At 35.1% G+C, this 16,060-nt stretch carries 18 protein-coding genes; 6 read left to right on the top strand and 12 right to left on the bottom strand.

What is annotated here, in order from left to right; translation table 11 throughout:
* Positions 1-2: 2 nt before the first annotated feature.
* Positions 3-911 (bottom strand): 16S rRNA (cytosine(1402)-N(4))-methyltransferase RsmH, encoded by a 909-nt coding sequence (gene rsmH / locus YWA_RS0101560; protein ID WP_022826739.1) that lies wholly within the window; start codon positions 909-911, stop codon positions 3-5.
* Positions 886-1,359: a division/cell wall cluster transcriptional repressor MraZ gene (locus tag YWA_RS0101555; RefSeq protein WP_026718504.1), complete on the bottom strand. Its 474-nt coding sequence runs from the start codon at positions 1,357-1,359 to the stop codon at positions 886-888. Before YWA_RS0101555 ends, rsmH begins: the two co-directional genes overlap by 26 nt.
* A 413-nt stretch (positions 1,360-1,772) precedes the next feature.
* On the opposite strand from YWA_RS0101555, the gene YWA_RS0101550 reads away from it, so the two are divergent.
* From YWA_RS0101550 to YWA_RS0101540, 3 genes are all read left to right on the top strand, one after another.
* A complete protein-coding gene (locus tag YWA_RS0101550; RefSeq protein ID WP_022826737.1) occupies positions 1,773-2,537 on the top strand; it encodes an alpha/beta fold hydrolase in 765 nt (254 codons plus the stop codon).
* Between the two features lie 93 nt (positions 2,538-2,630).
* Positions 2,631-3,248, top strand: a complete 618-nt coding sequence (gene yihA / locus YWA_RS0101545; protein ID WP_022826736.1) for a ribosome biogenesis GTP-binding protein YihA/YsxC — start codon at positions 2,631-2,633, stop codon at positions 3,246-3,248.
* A gap of 17 nt (positions 3,249-3,265) precedes the next feature.
* Positions 3,266-3,505 (top strand): hypothetical protein, encoded by a 240-nt coding sequence (locus YWA_RS0101540; RefSeq protein ID WP_022826735.1) that lies wholly within the window; start codon positions 3,266-3,268, stop codon positions 3,503-3,505.
* Positions 3,506-3,536: 31 nt separating this feature from the next.
* On the opposite strand, the gene gldC is transcribed toward YWA_RS0101540, so the two are convergent.
* On the bottom strand, positions 3,537-3,860 hold the full coding sequence (gene gldC / locus YWA_RS0101535; protein ID WP_022826734.1) for a gliding motility protein GldC: 324 nt from the start codon (positions 3,858-3,860) through the stop codon (positions 3,537-3,539).
* Positions 3,861-3,985: 125 nt separating this feature from the next.
* Entirely contained in the window at positions 3,986-4,948 is a 963-nt protein-coding gene (gldB, locus tag YWA_RS0101530; RefSeq protein WP_022826733.1) for a gliding motility lipoprotein GldB, read from the bottom strand.
* Positions 4,949-5,153: 205 nt separating this feature from the next.
* Here gldB and nadE point away from each other — a divergent pair, with 205 nt between their 5' ends.
* Positions 5,154-5,963, top strand: a complete 810-nt coding sequence (gene nadE, locus YWA_RS0101525) for an NAD(+) synthase (protein ID WP_022826732.1) — start codon at positions 5,154-5,156, stop codon at positions 5,961-5,963.
* 84 nt (positions 5,964-6,047) lie between these two features.
* On the top strand, positions 6,048-6,674 hold the full coding sequence (locus tag YWA_RS0101520) for a response regulator transcription factor (protein WP_022826731.1): 627 nt from the start codon (positions 6,048-6,050) through the stop codon (positions 6,672-6,674).
* On the opposite strand, the gene dnaG is transcribed toward YWA_RS0101520, so the two are convergent.
* The 7 genes from dnaG to rlmN form a co-directional block, all read right to left on the bottom strand.
* Positions 6,675-8,663, bottom strand: a complete 1,989-nt coding sequence (dnaG, locus tag YWA_RS0101515; protein WP_022826730.1) for a DNA primase — start codon at positions 8,661-8,663, stop codon at positions 6,675-6,677.
* A gap of 150 nt (positions 8,664-8,813) precedes the next feature.
* Positions 8,814-9,665 (bottom strand): tetratricopeptide repeat protein, encoded by an 852-nt coding sequence (locus YWA_RS0101510; RefSeq protein ID WP_022826729.1) that lies wholly within the window; start codon positions 9,663-9,665, stop codon positions 8,814-8,816.
* Positions 9,666-10,067: 402 nt separating this feature from the next.
* Positions 10,068-11,120 carry a hypothetical protein gene (locus YWA_RS0101500; protein ID WP_022826727.1) on the bottom strand — a complete coding sequence of 351 codons (1,053 nt, stop codon included), beginning with the start codon at positions 11,118-11,120 and terminating at the stop codon, positions 10,068-10,070.
* Positions 11,121-11,149: 29 nt separating this feature from the next.
* Positions 11,150-11,866: a hypothetical protein gene (locus YWA_RS0101495; RefSeq protein ID WP_157505275.1), complete on the bottom strand. Its 717-nt coding sequence runs from the start codon at positions 11,864-11,866 to the stop codon at positions 11,150-11,152.
* Positions 11,847-12,407 (bottom strand): RNA polymerase sigma factor, encoded by a 561-nt coding sequence (locus YWA_RS0101490; RefSeq protein WP_022826725.1) that lies wholly within the window; start codon positions 12,405-12,407, stop codon positions 11,847-11,849. Before YWA_RS0101490 ends, YWA_RS0101495 begins: the two co-directional genes overlap by 20 nt.
* Before the next feature lie 224 nt (positions 12,408-12,631).
* The gene (locus YWA_RS0101485; protein WP_022826724.1) at positions 12,632-13,609 is read right to left on the bottom strand and encodes a polyprenyl synthetase family protein; all 978 of its coding nucleotides are present in this window, start codon (positions 13,607-13,609) and stop codon (positions 12,632-12,634) included.
* Positions 13,610-13,706: 97 nt separating this feature from the next.
* On the bottom strand, positions 13,707-14,750 hold the full coding sequence (rlmN, locus tag YWA_RS0101480; RefSeq protein ID WP_022826723.1) for a 23S rRNA (adenine(2503)-C(2))-methyltransferase RlmN: 1,044 nt from the start codon (positions 14,748-14,750) through the stop codon (positions 13,707-13,709).
* Positions 14,751-14,821: 71 nt separating this feature from the next.
* Here rlmN and YWA_RS0101475 point away from each other — a divergent pair, with 71 nt between their 5' ends.
* Positions 14,822-15,463, top strand: a complete 642-nt coding sequence (locus YWA_RS0101475; RefSeq protein WP_022826722.1) for an O-methyltransferase — start codon at positions 14,822-14,824, stop codon at positions 15,461-15,463.
* Here YWA_RS0101475 and YWA_RS14480 read toward each other — a convergent pair.
* On the bottom strand, positions 15,458-16,060 hold the full coding sequence (locus YWA_RS14480) for a phosphatase PAP2 family protein (RefSeq protein WP_022826721.1): 603 nt from the start codon (positions 16,058-16,060) through the stop codon (positions 15,458-15,460). The genes YWA_RS0101475 and YWA_RS14480 overlap by 6 nt on opposite strands.

Genomic DNA, 16,060 nt, shown 5'->3' with positions numbered 1-16,060 from the left:
TTCTATCTTTTTTCTGCAATACGCAACTTGGCGCTTCGAGCACGATTGTTGTGGTAAATTTCATCTGCACTTGGAACAATTAATTTCCCAATCGTTTTAAAAGGAACCGTAAAGTTTCCGAAGAAATCCTTTTCAGGTTCGCCATCAAACATTCCGTTTTTCATAAATCTCTTTACCAAACGGTCTTCTAAAGAATGATACGAAATCACACTTAATCGACCTTCTGGAGCTAAAACCTCTAACGATTGTTCTAAAAATTCTTTCAAAACATCCATTTCTTGATTCACTTCAATTCGAATAGCTTGGTACATTTGTGCCAAAATCTTGTGGCTTTTATGAACCGGAAGAAATCTTCCCAAAACATGTTTCAACTGTTCCGTGTTTCTGATTTCCTCATTTTCTCTATATTCCAAAATTGTCCTTGCAATTGCAGGCGCATTTTTTAATTCACCGTAATCAAGAAATACACGACGCAAATTTGCTTCGTCGTATTCATTTACCACTTTAAAAGCGCTTAAATCATTTTTCTGACTCATTCGCATGTCTAATTCGGCATCAAAACGAGTCGAAAAACCGCGTTCTGCTACATCAAACTGATGTGATGAAACCCCTAAATCAGCTAAAATTCCGTCAACTTGACGCACGTTATGGAATCTCAAAAAACGTTTGATGAATCTGAAATTTTCATTTATCAATTCAAATCTTTCGTCCGGCAACGCATTTGCTAAAGCATCTTCGTCTTGGTCAAAAGCAAACAACTTTCCGTTTGGTCCTAATCGACTCAAAATTTCTTTTGAATGTCCGCCGCCACCAAAAGTGACGTCCACATAAATGCCATCCGGCTTTATATTTAAACCATCCACCGTTTCCTTCAGCAAAACTGGATTATGATATTCCATTTCCATCTTCATTTAAATTTCCCATTACTTCTTCAGCCAAATCAGCAAAATCAACATCATCTCCTCCAATTGCTGCTTCGTACAACTCTTTATCCCAAATTTCGACGATGTTTACTTTCGAGGAAAGCACAATGTCTTTTTGAATTGAACCAAAAACCACTAAATCTTTCGGAATTAGCAAACGACCTAAATCATCAATCTCGATAATTTTGACTCCCGCCATAAACTTTCGGATGAAGTCGTTGTTCTTTTTATTGAAACGATTCAACTTGTCGATTTTCAACATCATTAAATTCCACTCTGACATCGGCCACAATTCCAAACACTTGTCAAAAACCGAGCGTTTCAATACGAAACCGTCCTGTAAAGAAGCATTCAACTGCTTTTTTAAAGGCGATGGCAAAAGCAAACGTCCTTTGGCGTCCACTTTACATTCGTATGTCCCGATTATTGAATTCAACATTTGTTTGTTTAATAAGAAGCAAAAATATAAAAAATTTTACCACATCTTACCACTTTTTACCACTTTGTTGATAAGTTTTACCACTTACTACTTTCAAATCTTAATTGTTGATTTTGTGAATATTAAGAAAAAATTATAGATCTATTAACGATTTGTACTGATATCGAAGCATTCAATAATCAAAGCGGTAAATTCACGGTTCAAATTGTAAAATTGACAATGATTTGATAGTCAAAAACTCCAAAGCGTTTTCTTAATTTATAACCATTTCAATTACCCTATTTTAAAAAAATGTTTTTAGCTTGTGACAAAACTTTTGTTAAAAATTATTTTTCAAAAAATGATATTGTTTGAATAAATCCTATATTTGTCGTCTCGACTTTTCGAGGAAATTGGCCCAAATATTTAGCATGGAACACGAATTAAAGAAAGAAGGACGTTACAAATATTTCGAATCAGGTGAAGGAATTCCGATCATTATTCTGCATGGGTTAATGGGTGGATTGAGTAACTTTGATGGTGTTGCCGATTTTTTTCCAGCAAAAGGATATAAAGTAGTCATTCCAGAATTACCCATTTATACGCAAAGTATTCTAAAAACAAATGTGAAGGCTTTCGCCAAATACGTGAAAGATTTCATCACTTTTAAAGGTTTTGATCGTGTGATTTTATTGGGAAATTCACTTGGTGGACACATCGCTCTGTACCACACTAAAATGTATCCAGAAAAAATGCTTGGCCTTGTAATTACGGGAAGTTCAGGTCTTTATGAAAGCGCGATGGGAGACAGTTATCCGCGTCGTGGCGATTATGATTACATTCAAAAGAAAGCAGAAGCGGTTTTTTATGATCCTAAAATTGCTACTAAAGAAATTGTGGACGAAGTTTACCAAATGGCCAATGACCGAATCAAATTGATTAAAACATTGACCATTGCTAAAAGTGCAATCCGTCATAATATGGCGAAAGATTTACCAAAAATGCACGTTCCAACTTGCATCATTTGGGGAAAAGACGACAAAGTAACCCCTCCAGAAGTGGCGTTGGAATTTGACAAACTTTTACCCAATTCTTCCTTGCACTGGATTGACAAATGTGGTCACGCAGCCATGATGGAACAACCCGATGAATTTAACGAAATCATGTATACTTGGCTTAAAAAAGTCAATTTATAACAGATATACCTTTCTATAAAAACCACTATTTGAAGAAAAAACTTTAAATAGTGGTTCTTTTTTTTAACTAACTTTGCCCCAAATCCATTTATAATGAAAATCAATACCGCCGAATTTATCATCAGTAATTCTGAAGTCGACAAATGTCCAAAAGAACCAATTCCAGAATATGCATTTATAGGACGGTCAAATGTGGGAAAATCTTCATTGATTAATATGTTGACCAACCATAAAAATTTGGCTAAAACTTCTGGACGTCCTGGGAAAACGCAGTTGATTAATCATTTTAAAATCAATAACAATTGGTTTTTAGTAGATTTACCGGGATACGGTTATGCGAAAGTTTCAAAGAAAACAAAATCAGTTTTCCAACAGTTCATCACGGATTATTTTGAAACACGTCAGCAGTTGGTTTGTGCATTTGTACTAATTGACATTCGCCATGAAGCTCAAAATATCGACATTGAGTTTATGAGTTATATGGGAGAAAGTGAAATTCCGTTCTGTATTATTTTTACAAAAGCAGATAAAATCAGTAAAACAAAAATTGACTCGCATATTGCCGCTTACACCAAACAAATGTATGCCAATAATTGGGAAGAAATGCCGCAATACTTTGTCACTTCTGCAACGGACGGATTAGGAAAAGAATCGGTTTTAGAATATATTGGAGCGATTAACGATGATTTGTTTAAGAATAATTTATTATAAACTAACTGACTAAAACAATGCAAAAAACACTTCTAACTTTCGTATTTGTATTTTTAAGCACCTATAGTTTCGCTAACAATGAAAATTCTTCTGTCGAAATCATTAAAACCGGTGTTAGTTTCGGAACTGTTTTAGCGGTAGTTATTTCATGGTCTCGAAACAAAAGTTTGCTATTAGCAATTATTCACGGGATTTTTGGATGGCTTTATGTAATTTATTATGCGTTGTTTCTACCTTCAGAATCCAATTTTAAATAGTATAAAAAAAGAGGTCTTTCGACCTCTTTTTTTATTTCACTAAATCCATTTTCTCTGCAAAATATTCACAGAAATCTTTCATGGTATCCGTCATCTGCTGGTCGTCCGTTGCTCGTTGAAACGTATCTGACATCGCCACTAATGTCTGATGAAAAAACTTTTTCATTTCATCAACAGGCATTTCTTTCGTCCATAAGTCAATTCGCAATGTTTCCTGTGCTTTACTGTCCCAAATGGAAAGCATAATTGCTTTTGCTTCTTGCTGGTTTACACCGCCGTCTTCGGCAGACCATTGCAGTTTTTCAGGTACGCGATTTTCATCTAAATCAATTAAGAATTTTATTTCTGAAGTCATTTCTTTTTGTTTAAGGTTTAAGGTTTAAAGTTTGAGATAAAAATTTACTTTATCGACAAACCTCTCGTTTTTGAAAATTACTGTTCGTTTAATCAATTTGAAAACTGAACACTAAAAACTGAACACTACTTCTTTGGTTTGTATTTTGAATTATTAAAAATTGTGGTGGCGTCCATTGTCAAAAGTTCTTTGACATCCACTTTATTGTTTTCAGCGTAAGCACGTACAATTTGCCATCCCAACCAAGCACCTACTCGGCCTGGAGATTCATTGTCAATTTCCAAATAAAATTTAGAAAAAGGCGCTCGGTGAATAAATCGGTTTGCTAATTTAGGATCGGTGTCGTACAGCAAACTTTCGTCAATAAAATAGCGCCACATGTAGCTTTCGTTTTCTTGACACCACTGAATTTGTTCCGGTGTATATCCCATTTTATCCGCATCTGAATAGTCCGGGATCAATAAATCCTTGATGTACAATTGTTTTCCTTCAAAAATCATTTGAGACAAAAGATTTTTGTTTGGATCTTCTGGAATTTGATTGTTTGACAATGCCGCAACCACATCCGGAATTATTTGAGACGACTCAAAATTTTGTCGGATGTACGCTGGAAATTCACTTTTGTAAAACTCATGTTCTTGACCCAAATAGAGTTCTAATGAAATCAACAAATAATTTCCCGTGTAGATCACCTTATTATTGTAATCCATTTCGCTAATCACCGTTACGATTTCGGGCAATCGTGTATTCGGAAAATAATATTTGGCATGTTTGAAAACTGCTTCAATCTCTGTTTTTTGTATCTCGAAATCACCGTACTTTTTTTGTACTTCTTTGTACAAATCCTTCCACATTGCATTATTCATTTTATTGGTCCACACCGAATCTGGCACTCCTTGTGGAAAGAATTCGGGATACGCAGATTTTAATTTGTTTAAATCTTGTGGTGGCGTTTCAAAAAATAATTTATCAAAACGTGCAACTTTTAACGAAACAGGAATTTCCTCAATTTTCTTTTCCGTTTCTGATTGTTCTTTACAGGATGAAATCAAAACAATAAAAGTAAAAAGCAACAGTATTTTCTTCATTTGTACATTTTCTTTTTAGCCCAGATAACAGTGTAAATCCTTTATTTTTTTTCTTTAAAAAAATAAAGATTGCAACGGATAGCTGGAAATAGCTCCTTAAAAAACAGAATACATAGTTTGAAATGCGTCCTTTTTTTATAATTTTAGCGCTAATTAATTTGAGTTGCAAATATACACCGCTTGTTGTTCAAAAACCATAAATGAAATGCAAAAAAAGAATAAAATTGACATTGAAAAAGTAAATAATCAAATTGTAAATTGGTTAAAAACCTACGCTGAAAATGCAAAAGCAAATGGTTTTGTGATTGGGATTTCAGGTGGTGTCGATTCTGCCGTTACTTCGACGCTTTGTGCTCAAACGGGTTTAAAACTTTTATGCGTGGAAATGCCAATTCATCAAGACGCAAAACAAATCAGCCGTGGACGCGAACATATTGATTTTTTAAAAAATAAATTCCCGAATGTTTCAAATGTAGAAGTTGATTTGACACAAACTTTTGACATTTTTAAAAATGCAGTTCCAAAAAGTGCTAATTTAGTCAAATATAATTTGGCTCTAGCCAATTCTAGAGCGCGATTGCGAATGACAACTTTGTACTATTTTGCAGGAATCGATGGATTACTAGTGGCTGGAACAGGAAATAAAGTGGAGGATTTCGGTGTTGGTTTCTTTACAAAATATGGCGACGGTGGTGTTGATTTGAGTCCCATTGCAGACTTGATGAAAAGTGAAGTATACCAATTGGGAACATTTTTAAATATTCCCCGATCGATACAAAATGCCGCTCCAACAGATGGCCTTTTTGGTGATGATCGAACGGATGAAGACCAACTTGGCGCTTCATATGATGAGTTAGAAACTGCCATGTTAGCCGATGAAAAGGGAAAAACAGAACTGGATTTTGAAGGACGCAATTTAGAGGTGTTCAAAATTTACAAACGGTTAAATCGAATCAATAAGCATAAAGTAAATGCAATTCCAATATGTGAAATTAAAAACTTAAGAATTGATTAACTTTTTAACATTTATTTAGCAAACTATATTTTTTTTTATTAGCTTTACCTACCCAAATCATAATACCCATCAAAACTATTTATTATGATAAAGATTAGTATCGCTGATAATCAGCCTGTGGTAATGCACGGAATTTCATGCTTTTTTAAAAACCATTCAAAAATCTCCATTAGTGATACTGTATATCACCTCAAGGATATTGAGGAATCACTGCATCAAAACAAAGTCAAAATCTTAATAATTGATATTGAATTAGAAGGTTTGCATAGTATCAGTGCATTAAAAAAAGTGATACAGAACAATCTTGATACAAAACTTTTAATTTATACGTGTGCGACGGAAAAACTCTTTGGTCTTACTTCTCTCAAAGCAGGAGCTGCAGGATTTATTTCTAAAAAAGCACCACTGGAAGATCTTGAAGCGGGAATTTTAAAAATAGCAGATGGCAAAACTGCTTTTAGCGATGGCGTACACAAAAACGCATTAACATCTTCCTACTTAAACAACGAGCGGATGTATCGGAAATTGTCATCACGAGAGTCAGAAGTTTTGCGGTATTTGATCAGTGGTAAGAAAAACAATGAGATCTCAGAGTTATTAAATCTCAACGAAAAGACGATTAGTACGTATAAGTTGCGTTTGCTCAATAAGCTGCACGTCACCAACTTAATTGACCTCGTAAATAAGGCAAAGACTCTAGAAATCGTTTAACTAAATGTGGTAGCGTGACATCACTCGTCCTAACTTAGACGAAAAAGAACCTATCAACTTGTAATAATCCATCACCATCGACAGCGTTTCTGAATTATCAGCATCGGATGCTGACGAGATTTCTTTTTTTAATTCTTCAATAATTTTATCCACAAGAAACCATCGTAACGTGAGAATGGTTTCCGTTACATATTGACTGATCGTGTGCGATTTTTCTTTGACGATAATGTTCTGTCCTTCCCATTTGTGTAAAGTCACTTTTTCATCTTCCATCAGTACATCCGTCACTTCTTGAGCCAATTCTTGTGGAAGTTGGTTCAAATAATGTTCCGTATTGAACGTTTCATTTTGACGGAAAAAAGTCATGATGTTATTGTAGATGTCTAGAAATAGTGGGTTTGCCAATTCCACCTCATCTTCTTGCAAACTTAAATAAATACGGTCAAACACTTTATAATTGCGTTTTTCAGTGTATTGCTCTATTTCTCCTTCTTCATTATTGCGTAAAAGTACGTCCTCAAATTCCTCCTCCACGTTTCCGTACAGCAATAGTATTTCAATAATTTTTCGTTCAATTTCGTTTTGAACATCGATCTTCTGAGTGCTGCTTACCGAAGAAGAATCCTTAACTACTTCCAGTGGCTTTTGCTGGTCGTTCTTTAATTTTTTTCCTGCTTCAATTGTGTCTTTTTGAATCAATTGAGCAAGCGTACTTACCAAAACTTGTTCTGAAATATCCATGATTCGCGAACATTCCTGAACATAAATCTCTCTTTGAATTCGATCCGGCACTTTAGAAATACTCACCACAATTTCCCGAATCAAATCGGCTTTTTTGACTGGGTCGTGCTTTGCATCTTCCATCAGAAGCGATGCTTTGAACTGAATGAAATCTTTAGAATTGGCTTCTAAATATTCCGTTACTTGTTCAAAATTATATTTTCGGGCAAAACTATCTGGATCTTCTCCGTCTGGAAAACTACATACTTTGACGTTCATTCCTTCTTCAAGAATCAAATCAATTCCGCGAAGTGACGCTCGAAGTCCGGCGGCATCTCCGTCAAAAAGAACGGTGATATTCTTGGTCAAACGATTGATTAATCGGATTTGATCTGGTGATAATGCCGTTCCTGAAGAGGCCACTGTGTTTTCAATTCCGGTTTGATGAAACTGAATTACATCCGTATAACCTTCCACTAAATAACAATTATTCTGTTTTGCAATGGCTTGTTTGGCATGGAAAATACCGTACAAAACTTTGCTTTTATGGTACAATTCGCTTTCCGGCGAATTCAGGTACTTAGCTGCTTTTTTATCATTTGTTAGAATCCGCCCTCCAAAACCAAGCGTTCGTCCCGACATACTTTGAATCGGAAACATCACTCTAGCTCGAAAGCGGTCTAATAAATTTTTATCTTCCTTGACGATTGTGAGTCCGCTTCCTTCTAGAAATTCTAATTTATATCCTTTTCCCAACGCTTCCTTTGAAAACGCATCCCAAGCTTGTGGCGAATATCCGAGTCCAAAACGTTTGATGGTTTCCATGGTGAAACCGCGTTCTTTAAAGTAAGAAAGTCCAATTGCTTTTCCTTCGTCGGTTTCTAAAAGAGTGTGGTTGAAATATTTTTGGGCAAATTCAGATACCAAAAATAAACTTTCGCGAAAATCTACCGTTGCTTTTTGTTCATCGGATTGTTCGGTTTCCTCGATTTCGATGTTGTACTTTTTGGCCAAATATCGGATTGCTTCTGGATACGTAAAATGTTCATGTTCCATTAAGAAAGCAACGGAATTCCCCCCTTTTCCCGAACTGAAATCTTTCCAAATTTGCTTTACCGGTGACACCATAAACGAAGGAGAACGCTCACTTGAAAACGGACTCAATCCTTTGAAATTACTTCCGGCTCTTTTTAATTGTACAAAATCGCCAATGACCTCTTCTACTCGAGCAGTTTCAAAAACGGTATCAATGGTGGCTTGGGTAATCATAGTTTATTTATGGAGGTCAAATATACGCCATTTTGAGGAAGGATAGAAAGACTAAAAGATTTAAAGATTGAAGGATTAAAAGATTTTTATAACGTAAGTTAATGAAACATTAACTCGAAGGGATTCGTGCGACAGCGGTGGTTTTATTTTTTATTTATTTAATTCAGTTTCCATTGCATTTAAGTTTTTTGTGTACTGATTTTCAGATGTAGACCATTTTTCTGCTTCGGTTTTCCAATCTTTAAACTTTGCTTTATCTTTTATTTTAAAATATTCATAAGCTAAATTATATGCAGTCTCTTGAATAAATTCATTCGTTTTGCAAATTTCCTTCAATAATTTATATGTCTCAGATACTTTTTCTAAATTCAAAAGCTTTGTGTAAGTATAAGCTAATTCTTTAAGTGTATAACAATCGGAAGGATCGTTTTTAATAGCTTTTTTTAATGAAGCTTCTGCTTTGTTATATTTTCCTAAAGCGTTATAAGAAAACGCTAATTCCGTTTGTAGTCCTTTAAAATTCGAATCTATTATATCAGCTTTTTCTAGAAAAGTTAATGCTTTTTCACATTCACTCCATCCATTGTACAAATAACCCCAACGATATAATCTTTCCACAGAATTTTCATCAGTTTTGTAAGATGCTAACCAATCAGGTGTTTTCTCAATTTTTAATTCGTTAAATTTTGAATCCGGAATTTCAGCAATCGCAGTTCTATTTGGCTGCAGTCTTACTTTCATAAATCCAATTTCATTATCAGTTGTACTTTCTAAACGAATAAAATTACCATCATTATCTATTTTGAATTTCCCCTCGTAGTTTAGGGTCAAACCTGCTTGTGAATCAACATATATAAAACCAAAAGTGTAAGTGCTATCTTTATCCATTTGGTAAGTAATCCATTTGTCTTCACATTGTACGTTGCGTTTATCAAAATTCAATACACTTTGTGCATTCAAACTAATTGAAAACAAAAATAAAAGTGTAATTATGTATTTCATATTTTATTAATTTTTAAATATTTTTTAATAGTATAACTTCTAACTTATTTACATACTTGATTTTACAACAATTTTACAGCCAAAAACAATTAGGATTTTATGAAAATTGTCATTTATAGTACTTGTAAATATATACAAAAAATATAAAGTTTTGAATTTTGTAACAAGAGATTGAACTTGCTAGAAGAAATAATAATTATTAAAACCCAAGCGAAACAAAAAGAAAAAATGGAAAATTTTGTAGCCCCGATAGCAGTGGAATCTCCTTTTTTAGGGACGAGATGCAACGGATAGCGGGAACATGGAAGCCAAAAAAGCACTATCGATTCGCTCCAGATTATAAAACAAAAAAACGCTTCTCTTTCAAGAAACGTTTTTAAATAACTAAACTAACTCAAATTTTTAATTGAAATCAAAACGGACACCTAACGAAATGTTGTTTTGTTTGATTGCATTGTCTTTAAACAACGGACTTAAATCGTATTTTAGATACAAACTTGTTGATTCGTAACCAATATAAGTACTTAATCCGTAAACAAAATCGTTGACATTAAAGCTTCCTTTAGTTACGTTTCGAGAGTCGTAACCGTCGATATCGTACTTGATAATTTGTTTGGACTTAAAGTTTAAACCTGCGAAACCTCCAATTCCCAAACGGAAACTTTCGTGTGTGTTAAAATAGGTTTTACCGTCTTTCTCTTTCTTGCCCGAAAAATCAAATTCGATATGCATTGGCACCACAATATTGACATTTCGGAAGCGGGAATCTTTCATGTGAACGGGATTTACTTCTAAATCAGTGGTTATTCCATTGTCTACGAAAAGTCGGTTTTCTGTAGGACGAAGGTTGTTGTACATAACCGAAAGTCCGTATTTAAAATGCAGTAAATTGTTGTCTTTAGCAATTCGCGTGTTCCAAGTTACACCCCATTCGTAGAAATGCGAACCCCAATAGCGGTAATCCGAATTAGCCACTTCGCCATCCGTTACCAAATTATTAATTCCGGCTGCGAAAACAAATTGTGAAGTGGTTCTAGCTTCGCCTCGTCTGTAATTGATCGTGTCATTTTTCTTCATGTACTTTGGATTCCAAATTAAAGTGAATCCAGTTCTTGTTTTAATTGTGTCGGTATCTTTGATGTTTCCGTCCACTTTTAATTGTACCACTTCGCTTAATTCTTTTTGGTAATCAGCAACACGCGTTTCAATTTTTTTAGCTCTAATTTCTGCTAGATTTTTCTTTTGTTCATCGGCTTGTGCTTTAGAAATAGTTCCGTTTTCAAGTTGCACATTAACGGCTTCAATTTCAATTTTCAAAGCGGCTTTTTCTTCTTTAGTTACGTTTTCGATGTTGGTTGCAATTTTTCGAACCCGCATTTCAAAGGTTTCTTGGGCTTGGACTTTGGCAAAAAATAAGCACAAGGTTCCTACTAGATAAATGGTAAAATTTTTCATGATTGGTTATTTATTTGATTAATGATTGGTTACTCTAGATTACGTTTGGCAACAGCGACTTTTACTTCTCTGTAGGTTTTATTGACCGATTTCAGGACTCTTTCGCGGAACGAAAGCTCTAATTCTCCGTCAACTTGCGAAAGTAAGTCATTAGAATTTACTTTCACTGGAGCTGCATTTTGGGCAATAGCTTTTGAAGGTTGATCATTATCCACAGAAGCTAATAAAGCATTAGCATCTACTTTAACTTTCGTTTTTTGACTGATGATTGATGATGCATTATTTTTATCATTTGAAACTATTGCTGTTTCAAATGGTTGTTTTTTTTCTGTTTTTACAACTTCTATTTTATCAAGAATGTTATTTGATTTTGTTTTAGAAGTAGCTTTTTGTTTCATTATTACATTTTGCGATGCTACAACCACTTCTGGAATTTCATCTATCACCAGAATTTCAAGCACTTTATCCAATTCATTTATTTTTTCCTGCACTTGATTTTCCTCAATAACTATTTTATTATGTTCTGAATCTACTACCTCTTCGGTTTGATTGAAAAACACGGTTGCAATCAAAATAAATCCCAAAAAACTGGCTGCGAAATACATCCATCGGAAATTGCGTTTTGGTTTCTCGGCAACGGTTAACATTGCGTCAAGTCGGTCCCACGAATTCTCGGAAGGCTTGATTTCTCTTTTGTTGAGTTTATCTCTGAACTGATTTTCCATATTATTCGGTTCCATTGTCATAATTCTTCATTTTGTTAACCAACTCTTGCAGCATTTTTCGCGCATGCGACAATTGTGATTTAGACGTTCCTTCATTAATCCCTAACATTTCGGCAATTTCTTTGTGCTTATATCCTTCGATGGCATAAAGATTGAAAATCATTTTGTAGCCTTCCGGCAATCGGTCAATCAAATTCTGAATATCATCCACCGAAAGATTGCTTTCTATATTGTTAAATCCTTCTTCCTTGTAATATTCGTCTTCTAGAAAACTAACTTTCTTTTGAGCGCGAATAAAGGAAATACTTTCATTAACCATTATCCGCCGAATCCATCCTTCAAAACTTCCTTTGCTTTCAAAATTCTTCAGATTGACAAACACTTTCATGAAAGCGGTAATCATGACATCTTCTGCTTGATGAATGTCTTTAATATATTGGCGGCAGACACTCAACATCTTTGAAGCGAACTTTGAATAAATCTGCTGTTGAGCATGCCGATTGTTTTCGGTTGCTAACAGGATTAGATTTTGTTCTTCTTGATGTAGATTGATAACTTTCATTTTTTGATTTAAGATTTACGAATTAAGATATAGGATTATCCGAAACTCAATTAGTAAATCTGATTTCTATTAGCATAGACGAGATTAGGTAGAAAATGGTTGCATGGAAGTATGAAAAAATTTAAATAAGATTTTTTTCGCCACTGATTAAAAGGATTAGCACAGATTTTTTTAGATATAGTTGAAAATCATTTTAATCTTTTAAATCTGTGGCAAACGATTAGTTATTTCTTCCGTTCAATCACGTAATTTACCATCAAGGTTAATGCGTCTTTATATTCTGATGGAGGAAAGGTGTCTAATAAATGTAACGCTTCTTCTTGAAATTCGACCATTTTTTCTTCGGCATAAAGAAGTCCATTGTTACTTTTGACAAAAGCGATGACTTCTTTAACGCGTTTTCTGTCTTTATTGTGGTTTTTTACGGAGTTTATTAACCACTTTTTTTCTTGGGAAGTACAATGATTTAAGACATGAATTAACGGCAACGTCATTTTTTGTTCCTTGATGTCAATACCTGTTGGTTTACCAATGGCTTCATCGGTATAATCAAATAAATCGTCTTTTATTTGAAACGCCATTCCGATGAGTTCGCCGAATTTTCTCATTTTCTCAACTTGTTCGGCATCTTCGCTTACGGATTTTGCACCAAGAGCACAACATGCGGCAATAAGCGTGGCCGTTTTTTGTCGGATAATGTCGTAGTAAACGTCTTCGGTAATGTCGAGTCGGCGGGCTTTTTCTATTTGAAGTAATTCGCCTTCACTCATTTCTCGAACGGCAACGGAAATGATTTTTAGTAAATCGAAATCGCCATTGTCAATGGAAAGTAGTAAACCTTTTGAAAGTAAATAATCGCCCACTAGTACGGCAATTTTATTTTTCCAAAGAGCATTAATCGAGAAAAATCCACGACGTCTGTTACTATCGTCTACGACATCATCGTGTACTAAAGTCGCGGTGTGAATCAATTCAATAACAGAAGCTCCACGATAGGTTCGTTCGTTTACGGTTCCGCCGGAAATCATTTTGGCAGTTAGAAAAACAAACATCGGTCGCATTTGTTTCCCTTTTCGGTTGACAATGAAATAGGTAATTCGGTTGAGCAACGCCACTTTAGAAGTCATCGAATCATAAAACTTTGTTTCAAAAAGTTCCATTTCAGATAAGATGGGCTGTTTTATTTGCTCGGTGATTTTCATTGAAGGCAAATTTACGGAATTCTGTGGAGATTAATTTAAAAACTCCGACAGAGTTTAAAACTCTTTCGGGAGTTCGTACATCTATTATTTTAAATTTTTACGCTTCTTTATTTGCCAATTGTCCACAAGCAGCATCGATGTCTTTTCCGCGACTTCTACGGACTTTTACAACGATTCCTGAAGCTTCAAGCGCTTTGATGTAAGCGTTTATCGATTCTTCAGAAGCTTGCTGGAATTCGCCGTCGTCAATGGGATTGTATTCAATTAAGTTGACTTTACACGGCACGTATTTACAAAATTTAACCAAGGCGTCAATGGACTCCTTGTTATCGTTGATTCCTTTCCAAACTACATATTCGTAGGAAATTTTGCTTTTGGTTTTTCGGTACCAATATTCTAAAGATTCACGTAATTCTGCTAATGGAAATGCTTTGCTGAACGGCATAATTCGCGAACGAATTTCGTCAATTGCAGAATGCAGTGAAACGGCAAGTTTAAATTTTACCTCATCATCGGCGAGTTTTTTAATCATTTTTGGAACGCCGGAAGTGGAAACCATAATTCGTTTGGGCGACATGCCTAAACCTTCTTCCGAAGTAATCATTTCGATGGCTTTCAACACATTATTGTAATTCATCAACGGCTCGCCCATTCCCATGAAAACGATGTTGGACAAAGGATGGTTGTGGTATAAGCGACTTTCTCGGTCGATGGCAACTACTTGGTCGTAAATTTCATCGGCACCTAAATTTCGCATACGTTTTAATCGGGCAGTTGCGCAAAAACTACAGTCTAAACTACAACCCACTTGACTAGAAACGCAAGCAGTTGTTCGTGTATCTGTTGGAATTAAAACGGACTCCACCACTAAACCATCGTGCAAACGAACGGCATTTTTTACCGTTCCATCTTCACTTCTTTGGATCGTGTCGACATTAATGTGGTTGATGACAAAGTTGTTTTCGAGCATTTCACGTGTACTCTTTGCAAGATTCGTCATATCCGTAAAATGGTGTGCACTTTTACTCCAAAGCCATTCATAAACTTGATTGCCACGAAAGGCTTTATCTCCATTTTCAACGAAAAAAGTTCGTAATTGTTCTTTGCTTAACGCTCTTATGTCTTTTTTATCCTCTTGCATGGTGCAAATTTAATGACTATTTGTTGATTTAGTGTTTTGATATTTTGATAACTTTGTCAAAAAGTAAAAAAATGCACTTTATCTCCGAAGAATTAGAAAGTTACATAGAAAATCATTCGCAAAAAGAACCTGAACTTTTAGCGGCTTTGAATCGGGAAACGCATCAGAAAATCCTGCAACCTCGAATGTTGAGTGGGCATTTTCAAGGAAGAGTGTTGAGCATGCTTTCGAAATTAATTCGGCCGATGCATATTTTAGAAATTGGAACTTATACAGGTTATGCCGCCTTGTGTCTGTGCGAAGGAATGCAGCAAAACGGCAGCTTGGACACGATTGACATTAATGAGGAATTGGAATCCATTCAAAAGAAATACTTTGATTTGTCTCCTTGGAAAAATCAAATACAGCAACATATTGGTGATGCAATTGAGATTATTCCTACGTTAAATAAAAAATACGATTTGGTATTTATCGATGCCGATAAGGAGAATTATCTCAATTATTTTGACCTAATTGTTCCAATGATGAACATGGGTGGAATTATTTTATCCGATAACGTTTTGTGGAGCGGAAAAGTTTTGGAAACACCTGACCCAAGAGATTTAAGTACAAATATCTTATTAGAATACAACAGAAAAATCAATCAAGACCCAAGAGTGGAAACGGTTTTATTGCCGATAAGAGATGGATTGACGGTGAGTCGGGTTTTATAACTCGACATGACCAACCACTTCGAGTGGTTCGCGACTCGGAAAATACTTATCCCGCAGAAACTTATACAAGGTCAATACCAAAAGCGCCATCAAAATTCCCCAAATGTAACCTACTAAAATATCGCCTGGATAATGCAGCCCCAAGTAGATTCGACTGTAAGCGAACACCAACGGCCAAAGGAACATGATTTGAATGTACTTCACACGCGATTTCAAAATCGTATATAAGAAAAAACAAGCCGCCATAGAATTTGACGCATGACCTGAAATAAAACTAAACGTTTTACTGGTATGAACTGCCCTAATAAGTCCATCTAAAGCAGGATCACTTCCCGGACGAAGTCGCACAAAACGGTATTTGAATAAGTGATTAGTTGTTTGATCGGTGATTAAAATAAGCAAGGAAATCATCAGTATGATTAAGATGGCATGCTTCCAACCGAAATGCTTAAAAATTAAATAAAAGAAAATCAAAAATACCGGAATCCAATTGATTTGTTTGGTTATCCATAGCCAAAATCCATCCCAAGGTTCGCTTCCAAAACTATTCAAATAAATAAAAACGTCTCGGTCTAAATTCATTAAATACTCTAACAT

The organism is Flavobacterium antarcticum DSM 19726, from assembly GCF_000419685.1.
GTDB classification, from domain to species: Bacteria; Bacteroidota; Bacteroidia; order Flavobacteriales; family Flavobacteriaceae; genus Flavobacterium; species Flavobacterium antarcticum.
This window is presented reverse-complemented; position numbering and strand designations above follow the sequence as displayed.